Genomic DNA, 12906 nt, shown 5'->3' with positions numbered 1-12906 from the left:
GTGATCTTGGTAGGCCCGGCAGGACTTGAACCCGCAACCAAAGCGTTATGAGCGCTCTGCTCTAACCAATTGAGCTACAGGCCCGCCACGGCGTCTTGCCTATCACGGTGAACGCCCGCGTCAAGCCTGACCGTTGCAACATGATGCACAATCGACTAACCCGCCCGCAAAGCATTCATGAGGGACCGACCATGACAGCGGGTAAGAACGGAATCACCTATGCCGATGCAGGCGTGGATATTGACGCGGGCAATGCTCTGGTCGATCGGATCAAGCCCGCCGCCAAACGGACCAACCGCCCCGGCGTGATGAGCGGGCTGGGTGGCTTTGGCGCATTGTTCGATCTGAAAGCAGCGGGGTATCAGGATCCCATTCTGGTTGGGGCAACCGATGGCGTGGGCACCAAGCTGCGGATTGCAATTGATACTGGCGTTGTGGATGGGGTTGGCATTGATTTGGTGGCCATGTGCGTCAACGACCTGATCTGTCAGGGGGCCGAACCGCTGTTCTTCCTGGACTATTTCGCCACCGGAAAGCTGGATACCGACACGGCAGCGCGGATCATCGAAGGCATTGCCGAGGGTTGCGCGCAATCCGGCTGTGCGTTGATCGGGGGCGAGACGGCTGAGATGCCGGGCATGTATCCCGATGGTGACTTTGATCTGGCCGGGTTCTCGGTTGGTGCGATGGAACGTGGTGCGGATTTGCCCGCTGGTGTTCAGTCGGGTGATGTGCTGCTGGGCCTGGCTTCGAACGGGGTCCATTCCAACGGTTATTCGCTGGTGCGTAAACTGGTTGAGCTGTCTGGGCTGGGCTGGGACGCGCCGTCGCCCTTCAGCGCTGGCACCTTGGGTGAGGCTTTGCTCACGCCCACACGCCTCTATGTCAAACCGGCGTTGGCTGCTGTCCGCGCCGGTGGTGTTCACGCGCTGGCGCACATTACAGGCGGTGGTCTGACCGAAAACCTGCCGCGTGTGTTGCCCGAGGGGTTGGGGGCCGAGATCGATCTGGACAGCTGGCAATTGCCGCCCGTCTTCAGCTGGATGGCGGAAACTGGCGGTATTGTCGAAGCCGAAATGCTCAAGACCTTCAATTGCGGTGTTGGCCTGATTGTCGTGTGCGAAGCAGACAAAGCGGATGAGCTGTCGATCTTGCTAAAAGACGCCGGTGAGACCGTTGCACGGATCGGCACCGTGACTGAGACGCCCGGCGTTGCCTATTCGGGCAAACTGCTGTGAGCCACAAGCGCGTCGCGATCCTGATCTCCGGGGGCGGGTCGAACATGGTGTCGCTGGTCGATAGCATGATCGGTGATCATCCGGCGCGGCCTTGTTTGGTGCTGTCTAATAATGCGCAGGCGGGCGGGCTGAAAAAAGCTGCAGACCGTGGCATTCCGACCGCAGTGGTCGATCACCGCCCGTTCAAAGGGGACCGCGCCGCGTTTGAGGCCGAGCTCTTGAAGCCCTTGCAAGAGGCACAGCCGGACATTGTGTGTCTGGCGGGTTTCATGCGCGTGCTGACGGGGGATTTTGTGTCCAGGTTTCAGGGGCGGATGCTGAACATCCACCCTTCTTTGTTGCCGAAGTACAAAGGCTTACATACGCACGCTCGTGCAATTGAGGCCGGGGACGCCGAGCATGGTTGCTCGGTTCATGAAGTCACCGCAGCGCTGGATGATGGCCCGATTTTAGGCCAGGCTCGTGTGCCTGTTGAGCAGGGTGACACGCCGGATACGCTGGCTGCGCGAGTCCTGGTTCAGGAGCATGTGCTCTACCCCGAAGTGTTGCGCCGTTACGCAGAAGGCAACAGGTCGCCCGTCCTGTTGCCCTGAACCCGCTCTGGGTGATTTACACCCGCCCGATATTCGGCCTATGGTCGTCGGTAACGCTCGGGACGAAGAAAATAACGGGCAGTCACAAAACCAAGAGCGATACTAGTACGGCGCATGAAAACCCTGACGACGACGCAAGAGCTGGCCGACTTCTGTAAGGCCGCCGCAAGCTATCCTTATATCACTGTCGACACTGAATTCCTGCGCGAGCGGACGTATTATTCCAAACTCTGCCTCGTGCAATTGGCGGTCCCTTCCGAAGACGAAGACAGCGCGGTTCTGGTGGATCCCTTGGCTGATGAGCTATCGCTGGAACCGCTGTACGAGCTGTTCCGCAACGAAGATGTCGTCAAGGTTTTCCACGCCGCTCGTCAGGATCTTGAGATTTTCTGGGTTGAGGCAGGTGTGTTCCCCAATCCTTTGTTCGACACACAAGTCGCAGCGATGGTTTGCGGCTTTGGTGAACAAGTCGGGTATGAGACATTGGTGCGCAAAATCTGCAAACAGGGCGTCGACAAGACCTCTCGGTTTACGGACTGGTCTGGGCGTCCGCTGACAGACGCGCAGAAATCTTATGCGTTGGCTGATGTCACCCATCTTCGCAAGATTTATGAACACCTGGCGGCTGAACTTGAAAAGACAAAGCGCAGCCATTGGGTAGGGGAAGAACTGCGGACGTTGACGCAACCCACCACCTATGACATCCGCCCGGAAGAGGCTTGGAAACGGGTAAAGACGCGGACAAACTCGGCCAAGTTCCTGGCCGTGGTGCGGGAATTGGCCCAGTTCCGCGAAGCTTATGCGCAGGAAAACAACGTTCCTCGGAATCGGGTTTTCAAGGATGATGCACTGATCGAATTGGCGTCAACCAAACCCAAAACGCCCTCGGATCTGGGCGGATCGCGGCTGTTGCTGCGCGAGGCAAGAAAGGGCGCGATTGCCGAAGGTATTTTGACGGCTGTAAAACGCGGGGTGAATTGCCCGGCGGATATGCTGCCAAAGGTCGATACGTCGCGCGATAAGCTGAAGGTCAACCCGGCATTGGCCGACTTGCTGCGGGTTCTTCTGAAATCCAAGACAGAGAGCTCCGGCGTAGCCGCTAAACTGATCGCCACCAGCTCTGAACTGGATCAGATCGCCGCTGGCGAGCGCGACTTGCCCGCGATGTCTGGCTGGCGGTTCGAAGTATTCGGCGAAGACGCGCTGAAGCTATGCGAAGGCAAGATCGCTTTGGCTGCTAAAGGGCAGGCGGTCAAGGTTGTGTCGCTTTAGAAGGTTTTAGCGCCGTCGCGACTCTAACGCGTTCTGCTGTCCAACCACACGCACCAGTCGAATGCCTTCAAGATCCTGACGACTGACATTCACAGCGTCCGACACCATGCGGGTACGTTCGGATCCTTGAGGTGTTTGCGCGCTGGGATAGTTCACGAGGAACTCAAATTCCATTGTGCCGTTTTTCTCGTTCTCTTCCGAGTTCACACGAACCAGGCGGGCATTGTATGCGCCCTGACGGACAGCCGTTCCCGACGCATAAATGATGGCACCGGTTGGGGTGGGATCGATGCGCAGCTCGTCAATCTGACCGATTGGAATGCTGGTGTCCGCGATATTCGGGCGCGAAAACAGGCCCGTGCCTTGTCTTTGCTGAGGAACCAAAGCGTCAGCTGCGTTAGGGTCCGGCGGCGTTTCAGCTTCTACCGATCTGCTTGAGCCAAACCAATTCGACGGGTTCACCCGAGAATCACGCCAGCTGCTGCATGCAGTCAAGGTCAGCGTGGCGATGATAAGAACGGACAGAGATTTTTGCATGGACCCACAGCTTTTCACACGAATACAGGCAATGGGTTAGCGCAAATTCCTCGCGTTGAAAAGCCACCGCGGGGCTGGACAGCAGGTGGTCGTCGGCATAGGTCACAGTTGGTACCGAAACCAAAAGGATCGCCGCACCATGGCCACGCCCGCCTTTGAAGACGTTGTCGAGGACTTCGAGTTTCTGGAGGACTGGGAAGACCGGTATCGCCATGTCATCGAACAGGGCAAGGCGATGGACCCATTGGATGACGCGTTCAAAGTTCCAGCAACAAAAGTGAACGGGTGTGCCAGCCAAGTCTGGCTGCATCCGATGATCGAGTCCGGTGTTTTCAAATTCGATGGCGACAGCGACGCGCTGATCGTGCGAGGGCTCATTGCTGTCCTGCGCTCCTTGTATAATGGTCTGCCCGTAGCCGAAGTGCCCAAGGTTGATGCTGGAGCAGAACTGGCGCGTTTGGGGCTGAATGATCATCTGTCTGCACAACGGTCCAACGGCCTTCGTGCCATGATCGAACGCATACGGCAGGTGGCCCAGGAAAACGCGTAAGGTCAGGTCGGACGGTTTGCCCAATCTGACAGCGTGGTTTCCAAATCGCCATAGCCGGTAAAGCGCCGCTCGAACTCCAAACCCATCCTGTCCGCGCATTCTCGCGCACGTTCCGTGAGGTCCGGATCGTCGATCTGCGCTTGATAGATCAGTTTGGTGTAGTTGCCGAAATACATATCCCGCAGCTCTGGGTGTCGATCCAGACCCAAGGGTTTCCAGACAAAGGCGTCAAATTGCCGGGCCAAAAAGTCGGTCAGGTAAAAGGCCGTGGTCTCATCCTCGCCGCGCGCCTCAAAGGCTTGGTTGCCTTCGAAGAACGAGTAACAATGCGGGCCCTTGACCATCTCGACCCCCAGCTTTTCACAGGCTTGTTGAAGCAGGCCGCCGGTCCCGCAATCTGCGTAGACCACATAGATTTTGTCGAATTGGTCCCGGTGCTTGGCCACAGCGTCTTCCACAGCTTGCGTGATCCGTTCCGGGTGGACATGAAGAATCGCAGGCAGGCATGTCAGCGCCATGTGATCCCAGCCGTTACGCGATTTGATATCCAGAATCTCTTTGGCCAACGCCCCACATGCGATCAGCAGGATACGGCCAGATTCGGTGTCGGTGTAGCCTTTGGTCGTTAGGCTGGCATCATCAGGCAGAACGTCGTTTGACATTGTATGGCGTCCTCTGGGGTTGCTCACAGAAGAGGATGAATTTGACCTGCCGGCAAGCCTTGTTCCGACCTCTGATCGTAAACTGCCGACGTCTTCGGTTTGGTCCCGCCAAAATAGGTTGTGGTCAGAGACCTGCGCAACTTGGCGATTGCGCTTGTTCCAAAGATATGAGCCCGAGCTTCTAAATGAAAAAGGGCCGCCCCAATCGGGCGGCCCTTCTGTGAAAATGTAAGGCGGATTAGCCAGCCAGCTGGTTGTGCTTGCGGCCTACAAAGTCCTTCGCAGTTTCCACGGCAACCGCCGCGTCACGGCAGTAAGCATCTGCACCGATGGCATTGCCAAATTCTTCGTTCAGCGGCGCGCCGCCGACCAGAACGATATAGTCATCGCGCACACCTTGTTCGACCAACGTGTCGATAACTACTTTCATGTAAGGCATGGTTGTGGTCAGCAGGGCAGACATACCCAGAATGTCGGGCTGTTCGGTTTCAAGTGCTTCCAGGTAATTCTCGACCGGGTTGTTGATGCCGATATCGACAACTTCAAACCCTGCGCCTTCCATCATCATCGACACGAGGTTCTTGCCGATGTCGTGAATGTCGCCCTTGACGGTGCCAATAACCATCTTGCCAACGCGTGGCGCGCCGGTTTCTGCCAGCAACGGCTTCAGGATCGCCATGCCACCCTTCATGGCGTTGGCGGCCAGCAGAACTTCGGGTACAAACAGGATGCCGTCGCGGAAGTCATGGCCCACAATGGTCATGCCACCGACCAGAGCTTTGGTCAGAATGTCATAGGGGGTCCATCCACGCTCCAGCAGGATGTTGGTTCCTTCTTCGATCTCTTCTTTCAGACCATCGTAGAGATCGTCGAACATCTGCTCGACAAGTTCGTCGTCGTTCAGTTCGGACAGGATGATGTCTTCTTCGTCGGACATGGGGTATTCCCTGTGCTGGGCGGGCCATCGGCCCGTGGTGGCATTTTTTCCGTTTTGGCCAAAACGTCGCATTCTGACTGTGACGATTGCGACGTCGGTCGTTTCGGGACCGACCTATATGTCAAAAAATCACGTGGCTCGAATGAAAAATCCGCATGATAATCGTGCATTCGGTTTGATCGCGGCTGTTTGGGGCGCTTTCATGAGGAGACTTGTACAAACCCGGGCGCAGGTTTATGTTCCAAGTGGGAACAAAAATAGAACAAAGCGCCAAAATGACTGTTGTACCAACCATAAAGGCCAGAGGAACTAATTCGAACGCCACTGGTCGGTTCGAGCGTTTTGCAACCGTAGCCACCGATGATGGGTGGGAGATTGACGAATCCCCACCGCCTTTGCGCACCGAAACAAGGGACGAGGTGGCGCGCAGTGCGATTACGTACAATCGGTCTCCGGATTTGCCGTTTGATCGATCCATCAATCCATATCGCGGTTGTGAACATGGCTGTGTCTATTGTTTTGCCCGGCCCAGTCATGCCTATCTGGGATTGTCCGCAGGGCTGGATTTCGAAACCCGCCTGACAGCGCGTCCCAACATGAGCTGTGTTCTGCGAAATGAATTGTCGTCCAAGTCTTATAAGGTCGCTCCGCTGGCTATAGGTACAAACACGGACCCGTATCAGCCGATCGAGAAAGATCGCCTGATTACAAGATCCTGCCTTAAGGTGTTGCACGAGTTCAACCATCCGGTTGCAATTGTCACCAAGGGCGCTTTGATCGAGCGGGATCTGGACATTCTGACTGAAATGGCCAGCCGTGGATTGGTGCGCGTAGGGATCTCGCTGACCACTTTGGATCCCGCTTTGTCGCGTCGGATGGAACCTCGTGCACCGTCACCGCAGCGGCGTCTGCGCATGATCCGCACACTGACCGAGGCCGGGGTTCCGGTGCGTATGATGACATCTCCGATTGTGCCCGGCCTGACGGATCATGAACTAGAGAACCTGCTTGAGGCGGGACAGGAGGCAGGAGCAGATGCCGCCAGTTGGATCATGCTGCGATTGCCGCGTGAGGTGTCGCAGTTGTGGCAGGATTGGCTGGCCGAACACCAACCGGCACGGGCGGAAAAAGTGATGTCCAAGCTGCGCGACATGCACGGTGGGCGGGACTATGACCCGCGCTGGGGCCACAGAATGCGGGGTGAGGGTGAGTACGCCGGAATTATTGCCCAAAGGTTTTCCAAAGCTTGCAAGCGGTTAGGGCTTTCTGTGAAATCTGCCCCTCTACGTTGCGATCTTTTTGAAATTCCGCCGCAACCCGGGGATCAAATGAGCTTGTTCTAAAGCCTAAATACACCCCTGGGCTGACCGCTGAATAATATCGCAAAAGCAATTTCTTATACTGATTTCGAAATGCCCGATTGCAAAAAAGACCCTGGTTAAACCAGGGTCTTAAATATTTGTCGAAGTTTGGAGAATCAGCGGTTTTCGATATCCACGTAATCCCGCAGTGTCTCGCCCAGATACAGCTGACGCGGGCGACCGATCTTGTTCTGAGGATCGGCAATCATCTCTTTCCACTGGCTGACCCAGCCTACTGTGCGCGACAGAGCGAAGATCGGCGTAAACATGGATGTTGGGAAGCCCATCGCCTCAAGAATGATCCCAGAATAGAAATCGACATTCGGGAACAGTTTCTTTTCGGCGAAATACGGATCTTCCAGCGCTTCTTTTTCCAGTTCTTTAGCGACCTGAAGCTTGGGATTGTCGTCAATGCCCAACAGGTCAAGAACTTCGTCTGCCGACTGTTTCATCACTTTGGCACGCGGGTCGAAATTTTTGTAGACACGGTGACCAAAGCCCATAAGACGGAACGGATCGTCTTTATCCTTGGCGCGGGCGATATATTCGGGAATGCGATCAACGGTGCCGATCTCTTCCAGCATTTCAAGACATGCCTGGTTGGCGCCCCCGTGGGCAGGACCCCACAAGCACGCAACACCGGCTGCGATGCAAGCGAACGGGTTCGCACCCGAGGACGATGCCAGACGCACGGTCGAGGTCGAAGCGTTCTGTTCGTGATCCGCGTGCAGAGTCAAAATCCGGTCCATCGCGCGGCTGAGGATCGGGTTGACCTCATAATCCTCGGCGGGAACGGCAAAACACATGCGCAGGAAATTCGACGCGTAGTCCAGGTCGTTGCGCGGGTAAACGAACGGCTGACCGATGTGGTATTTGTAGGCCCAGGCCGCAATTGTCGGCATCTTGGCGATCAGACGGTGCGAGGCAACCTCGCGCTGGTGCGGGTCCGAGATATCGGTCGAATCGTGATAGAAGGCCGACATTGCCCCGACAACACCGACCATGATGGCCATCGGATGCGCATCTCGGCGGAAACCGCGATAGAAATACTGCATCTGCTCGTGCAGCATGGTGTGACGGGTGATCGTGGTTTCGAACTTTTCCAGATCCTTTGCCGCAGGTAGTTCCCCATAAAGCAACAAATAGCAAACTTCGAGAAAGTGCGATTTCTCGGCCAATTGGTCGATCGGATAACCCCGATGCAGCAGCTCACCTTTTTCGCCGTCGATATAGGTGATGGTGCTGTCGCAGCTAGCGGTCGAGGTGAAGCCTGGATCGTAGGTGAAAACCCCGGCTTGTCCGTATAGCTTGCGAATATCAACAACATCAGGGCCGGCGGTCGGGGAATGAACTGGCAACTCGTATTCTTTGCCGTGAACAGTCAGAGTGGCTGTTTTGTTGCTGTCAGTCATAGTCGTCCCTTCTTCAATCATGCGCACGCCGGACAGACCTCCGGCGATACGGGCAACGATTGCGCGCGAACGCGCAATCCGGGTGTTAGCGGAGCAGCGTTACCCGACTATGAAGATTGGGTTTATTTCGCTGCCTCAGAAAGCCGCGCCAAGGTTTCATCCCGCCCCAGCACCAGCATCATGTCAAAAACCGAAGGTGTAACGGCCCGGCCTGCCAGTGCGGCCCGTAGCGGACCCGCCAGCTTGCCGAACTTGAGCTCCTTTGACTCGGCAAAGGAATTCAGGGCCTCCTCCAGCTCGTTCCGGGACCAGCTAGCATTTTGCAGCTGCGGCGTCAATTCCGACAGTATACCATCGGATACAGATGACAGCGCCTTCTCCGCCTTCTCATCCGGGACAATTGGGCGTTGGGTTAGCACAAAATGCGCTTTTTCAAGGAGTTCTGGGAAAGTACGCGCCCGATCCTTGAGGCAATACATCGCACGTTCCAGATCACTGGATTGTGTCGAAGTGAGAGCAGGAAGGTTCGCTGCCGCGAGGTAATCTTCAATTTCCCGCCGCAGCGCAGCATCATCTGAGATTGCAATATGCTGTCCGCAGAGATTTTCCAGCTTTTTCAGATCGAAACGGGCCGGGCTTTTTCCGATTCCGTCCAGATCGAACCACTCTTTTGCCTGCGCATCCGTGAAGAATTCGTCATCACCGTGACTCCAGCCTAAACGCGCCAGGTAATTGCGCATTCCAGCCGCGGGATAGCCCATGGCCTGGTATTCCTGCGCGCCCAGTGCGCCATGACGTTTCGACAATTTCTTGCCGTCGGGCCCGTGAATCAGCGGGATATGTGCCCAGACCGGAACGTCCCAGCCCATTGCCTCATAGATCATCATCTGACGCGCGGCGTTGTTCAAGTGATCGTCGCCGCGAATAACGTGGGTGACGCCCATGTCGTAATCGTCGACCACCACCGCCAGCATGTAGACGGGTGTGCCGTCCGAACGCAGCAGGATCATATCGTCCAGTTGATCATTGCGGATGGTGACATCGCCTTGAACCTGATCGCGGATCACGGTCGCACCGTCTTGTGGCGCTTTGATGCGAATGACAAATGGCGCATCGGGATGTGTTGCCGGATCAGCGTCGCGCCACGGGCTGCGGAACAGGGTTGATTTACCTTCGGCCCGCGCCTGTTCGCGGAAGGCGGCGATTTCTTCCTGAGTTGAGAAGCACTTGTATGCCTTGCTTTCGGCCAACAGTTGATGCGCAACCTCAGCATGCCGGTTTGCGCCCTCGAACTGGCTGATCACGTCACCATCGTGGTCCAGTCCCAGCCACGCCATACCTTGAAGGATTGCGGCAGTCGCTTCAGGTGTCGAGCGTTCGCGGTCGGTGTCTTCAATCCGCAGCAGGAACTTGCCGCCACGACCCCGTGCATAAAGCCAGTTAAACAACGCGGTACGCGCGCCGCCAATATGCAGAAAACCTGTAGGTGAAGGGGCAAAACGTGTGACGACCTGGTCGGACATGGTGGGGATTAACCTTTTGGTAACCGTATCTGGCATAGTTTGACGCCTGTCTAACGAGCCCGAAGGACGGGGGCAACCATGCGTGTTCTTGCACGGGTTGAGGCCGCGCTGCTGCACCAGACTGGGTACATGTTCCCATGGACGCCGGTGATGCTGGCAACCGGGATTGGCCTGTATTTCGGCATCCGGGCAGAACCTGCCATGCCGGTTTACGCTGGTCTGGTTTGTCTATGCTTGGCTTTCGTCTTTGCGCGCCGCTGGCTTGCGCCGGGGGTGGGGTCGTTGGCCATCGGGGGCGCGCTGATCGCTGCCGGTTTCTGTCTGGCAGGTGTTCGCGCCCATATGGTGGCAGAACCGGTTCTGTCGTGGCGGTATTATGGCCCTATCGAGGGGAGGGTCGTCGCCATGGATCGGTCTGCCTCGGATGCGTTGCGGTTGACGCTTGATCAGGTGCGCATAGGGGACGTGCCGCAGGAGCGAAGGCCGCAGCGCGTCCGTCTTTCCGTTCATGCCCCAACCGGACCTATTGCACCGGGGCAGAGGATTATGACGACGGCGCATCTGTCTCCACCACAAGGGCCCGTAGAACCCGGCGGGTTCGATTTCCGCCGTCATGCCTGGTTCCAGAGTTTAGGCGCAGTGGGGTACACACGCGTTCCTGTTCTAGCCATTGCGCCCGCATCAGACGGGGTCAAAGGAGTACGGATAACCGCAATCCGAATGGCCATATCGCAGCGCGTGAAAGAAATACTACCTGGTGAAATTGGTGGCTTTGCAGCAGCAGTCACCACCGGGGATCGCAGTGGTATGGGGCAAGATACGCTATCGTCGCTGCGCGCATCGAACCTTGCACATCTGCTGGCAATCTCGGGGCTGCATATGGGGCTGCTGACGGGATTCGTATTTGTGGCTTGCCGCATCTGTCTGTCGTTACTCCCGGCGCTTGCGCTGCACTTGCCTGTGCGAAAAGTTGCCGCTGTCTGCGCCTTGTGCGCGGCGATTGTCTACCTGATGTTGTCCGGCGGAAATGTCGCGACCGAACGTGCCTTTGTCATGGTTACGGTCATGCTGGGAGCGGTGCTGATCGACCGCAGGGCGATCTCTCTCCGCGCCGTGGCGGTTGCGGCGGTGATCGTTCTGCTCCTCAGGCCGGAATCCCTGTTAAGTCCGGGATTCCAGATGTCATTTGCAGCAACCACAGCTCTGGTCGCCGTGTTCGGGGCGCTGCGCGAAGTGGGTCCCTTGCCTGGACCGAAATGGATTAAGCCGGTGGTTGGCGTGCTGATGTCCTCGGCCATTGCCGGGCTTGCGACGGCTCCGATCGGTGCCGCGCATTTCAATACCATGTCGCACTACGGTCTTTTGGCGAATCTGCTCTCTGTTCCGGTTATGGGCTTGTGTGTTGTTCCAGCGGCGGTTGTCGCCGCGCTATTGGCTCCTCTGGGGCTTGAGGCGATTCCCCTGACAGTGATGGGGTGGGCATTGCAGTGGATTTTGACGGTGTCACATTGGGTTTCGAATCTGCATGGCGCACAAGGTTATGTGGTCAGCCCGCCGTGGTACGTTCTGCCTGTTATCGCCCTGGGCGTTTTGTGGATCGCGCTGTGGCAGGGACACGCAAAGTGGATTGGGATGTGCCCGATTTTGGCGGGCTTTCTGCTGTGGACTGCGGGGCACCGCCCCGACGCCCTGATCGCCGAAACCGGAGGTTTGGTGGGTGTTATGACTGAAGAGGGTCGCGCGTTAAGCAAAGGCAAAGGCAGCGGGTTTGTCGCAACTGTTTGGCTTGAGAATGACGGGGATGGTGTCGATCAGTCACAGGCTGCGCTCAGATGGCCCGAGACGAACGCAATCCAGCGCTACCTGATGAAAGATCAGGAGATTATCCACCTGACTGGCAAAAGGGCTGCAAACGGGTTTGACGAATGCAAGGCAAACCAGATCATAGTCTCTGCTGTGGCTCTGAATTTGAAGGGGCCGTGCGGGGTCTTTGACCCCGATCGCTTGTACGAAACCGGCAGCTTGTCTGTTCTGAACGGAAAGCTGATATCAAGCGCCGAGCTAACGCGGCAAAGGCTTTGGTCCCCAAACGCGACCGGGGACCTTCCGTCCAAGCAGGATCAGTAAGTCCGGATCAAGCCAACAAGGCGGCCTTGAACCTTGACCTTTTCTTCAGGCAGAACGCGCGTTTCGTAGACCGGGTTGGCAGCTTCAAGCGCGATGGCATTGCCCCGGCGGAAATACCGCTTCAACGTCGCTTCTTGATCCTCGACCAGAGCAACCACGATGTCGCCGTTATCTGCTGTCGACGTTTCCCGGATCACCACTACATCACCGTCGTTGATACCCGCGTCGATCATCGAGTCTCCACGAACCTCCAACGCGTAATGCTCGCCCTTGCCGGAGACCATGGGGCCGGGGACGGCGACATGGTGCGAGACATGGCTGATGGCCTCAATGGGAACACCAGCCGCAATCCGACCCATGACCGGCAGTTCCAGCGCGTCGACTGAAACGGGTTCCACATTCGCGGGGCGACGACCTTCCGGTTTGTCACCTTCGATAACCCGCGGCGAAAACCCGGTTGTGGGTTCGCCCCCAAGGCTTTCAGGAAGTTTCACAATCTCAATAGCGCGGGCGCGATGGGCGAGGCGGCGGATAAACCCGCGTTCTTCCAGAGCGGTGATCAATCTGTGGATGCCGGATTTCGACCGCAGATCAAGCGCGGCCTTCATTTCGTCGAAACTGGGCGGAACACCGTCCGCCTGCACGCGTTTGTGGATGAATTCCAGCAAATCCAATTGCTTCTTGGTCAGCATCG

The 12906-nt window shown here is 57.0% G+C and carries 12 protein-coding genes and 1 tRNA gene; 6 read left to right on the top strand and 7 right to left on the bottom strand.

Going from position 1 to position 12906, the window contains the following annotated elements; translation table 11 throughout:
* Positions 1-7 precede the first annotated feature (7 nt).
* Positions 8-84 (bottom strand) — tRNA-Ile (locus tag GOV89_RS04905).
* Positions 85-191: 107 nt separating this feature from the next.
* Here GOV89_RS04905 and purM point away from each other — a divergent pair.
* The 3 genes from purM (at position 192) to rnd (ending at position 3103) form a co-directional block, all read left to right on the top strand.
* Positions 192-1238, top strand: coding sequence for a phosphoribosylformylglycinamidine cyclo-ligase (purM, locus tag GOV89_RS04900; RefSeq protein WP_171176150.1), 1047 nt, complete (start codon positions 192-194; stop codon positions 1236-1238).
* Positions 1235-1831 (top strand): phosphoribosylglycinamide formyltransferase, encoded by a 597-nt coding sequence (purN, locus tag GOV89_RS04895; RefSeq protein ID WP_171237647.1) that lies wholly within the window; start codon positions 1235-1237, stop codon positions 1829-1831. The genes purM and purN overlap by 4 nt, the downstream gene beginning before the upstream one ends.
* Before the next feature lie 114 nt (positions 1832-1945).
* Positions 1946-3103 carry a ribonuclease D gene (gene rnd / locus GOV89_RS04890; protein ID WP_171237646.1) on the top strand — a complete coding sequence of 386 codons (1158 nt, stop codon included), beginning with the start codon at positions 1946-1948 and terminating at the stop codon, positions 3101-3103.
* Between the two features lie 6 nt (positions 3104-3109).
* On the opposite strand, the gene GOV89_RS04885 is transcribed toward rnd, so the two are convergent.
* Entirely contained in the window at positions 3110-3640 is a 531-nt protein-coding gene (locus GOV89_RS04885) for a hypothetical protein (protein ID WP_171237645.1), read from the bottom strand.
* Positions 3641-3779: 139 nt separating this feature from the next.
* On the opposite strand from GOV89_RS04885, the gene GOV89_RS04880 reads away from it, so the two are divergent.
* Positions 3780-4190 carry a SufE family protein gene (locus GOV89_RS04880; protein WP_171237644.1) on the top strand — a complete coding sequence of 137 codons (411 nt, stop codon included), beginning with the start codon at positions 3780-3782 and terminating at the stop codon, positions 4188-4190.
* A gap of 2 nt (positions 4191-4192) precedes the next feature.
* On the opposite strand, the gene GOV89_RS04875 is transcribed toward GOV89_RS04880, so the two are convergent.
* Together GOV89_RS04875 and GOV89_RS04870 are read right to left on the bottom strand one after the other, a co-directional pair.
* Positions 4193-4852 (bottom strand): DUF1638 domain-containing protein, encoded by a 660-nt coding sequence (locus GOV89_RS04875; RefSeq protein WP_171237643.1) that lies wholly within the window; start codon positions 4850-4852, stop codon positions 4193-4195.
* 238 nt (positions 4853-5090) lie between these two features.
* A complete protein-coding gene (locus GOV89_RS04870) occupies positions 5091-5789 on the bottom strand; it encodes a B12-binding domain-containing protein (RefSeq protein ID WP_171237642.1) in 699 nt (232 codons plus the stop codon).
* A 275-nt stretch (positions 5790-6064) separates the two neighbouring features.
* Between GOV89_RS04870 and GOV89_RS04865 the strand changes: the two genes are divergently transcribed.
* Positions 6065-7132 (top strand): PA0069 family radical SAM protein, encoded by a 1068-nt coding sequence (locus tag GOV89_RS04865; RefSeq protein ID WP_171237641.1) that lies wholly within the window; start codon positions 6065-6067, stop codon positions 7130-7132.
* Positions 7133-7266: 134 nt separating this feature from the next.
* Here GOV89_RS04865 and gltA read toward each other — a convergent pair whose 3' ends face one another.
* A complete protein-coding gene (gltA, locus tag GOV89_RS04860; RefSeq protein ID WP_171173804.1) occupies positions 7267-8562 on the bottom strand; it encodes a citrate synthase in 1296 nt (431 codons plus the stop codon).
* Positions 8563-8684: 122 nt separating this feature from the next.
* The gene (gene gltX, locus GOV89_RS04855) at positions 8685-10085 is read right to left on the bottom strand and encodes a glutamate--tRNA ligase (RefSeq protein WP_171237844.1); all 1401 of its coding nucleotides are present in this window, start codon (positions 10083-10085) and stop codon (positions 8685-8687) included.
* A 78-nt stretch (positions 10086-10163) separates the two neighbouring features.
* Here gltX and GOV89_RS04850 point away from each other — a divergent pair, with 78 nt between their 5' ends.
* A complete protein-coding gene (locus GOV89_RS04850) occupies positions 10164-12212 on the top strand; it encodes a ComEC/Rec2 family competence protein (RefSeq protein ID WP_171237640.1) in 2049 nt (682 codons plus the stop codon).
* Here the strand turns inward: GOV89_RS04850 and lexA are convergent.
* The gene (lexA, locus tag GOV89_RS04845) at positions 12206-12904 is read right to left on the bottom strand and encodes a transcriptional repressor LexA (protein ID WP_171237639.1); all 699 of its coding nucleotides are present in this window, start codon (positions 12902-12904) and stop codon (positions 12206-12208) included. The genes GOV89_RS04850 and lexA overlap by 7 nt on opposite strands.
* Positions 12905-12906: the final 2 nt, after the last annotated feature.

The organism is Ruegeria sp. HKCCA5763 (assembly GCF_013034545.1).
Taxonomy (GTDB): domain Bacteria; phylum Pseudomonadota; class Alphaproteobacteria; order Rhodobacterales; family Rhodobacteraceae; genus Ruegeria.
This window is presented reverse-complemented; position numbering and strand designations above follow the sequence as displayed.

Bases quoted from the DNA above. Each gene is read 5' to 3' on its own strand.
- purM (WP_171176150.1), top strand. From the start codon at position 192: ATGACAGCGGGTAAGAACGGAATCACCTATGCCGATGCAGGCGTGGAT.
- rnd (WP_171237646.1), top strand. From the start codon at position 1,946: ATGAAAACCCTGACGACGACGCAAGAGCTGGCCGACTTCTGTAAGGCC.
- GOV89_RS04885 (WP_171237645.1), bottom strand. From the start codon at position 3,640: ATGCAAAAATCTCTGTCCGTTCTTATCATCGCCACGCTGACCTTGACT.
- GOV89_RS04880 (WP_171237644.1), top strand. From the start codon at position 3,780: ATGGCCACGCCCGCCTTTGAAGACGTTGTCGAGGACTTCGAGTTTCTG.
- GOV89_RS04875 (WP_171237643.1), bottom strand. From the start codon at position 4,852: ATGTCAAACGACGTTCTGCCTGATGATGCCAGCCTAACGACCAAAGGC.
- GOV89_RS04870 (WP_171237642.1), bottom strand. From the start codon at position 5,789: ATGTCCGACGAAGAAGACATCATCCTGTCCGAACTGAACGACGACGAA.
- GOV89_RS04865 (WP_171237641.1), top strand. From the start codon at position 6,065: ATGACTGTTGTACCAACCATAAAGGCCAGAGGAACTAATTCGAACGCC.
- gltA (WP_171173804.1), bottom strand. From the start codon at position 8,562: ATGACTGACAGCAACAAAACAGCCACTCTGACTGTTCACGGCAAAGAA.
- gltX (WP_171237844.1), bottom strand. From the start codon at position 10,085: ATGTCCGACCAGGTCGTCACACGTTTTGCCCCTTCACCTACAGGTTTT.
- GOV89_RS04850 (WP_171237640.1), top strand. From the start codon at position 10,164: ATGCGTGTTCTTGCACGGGTTGAGGCCGCGCTGCTGCACCAGACTGGG.
- lexA (WP_171237639.1), bottom strand. From the start codon at position 12,904: ATGCTGACCAAGAAGCAATTGGATTTGCTGGAATTCATCCACAAACGC.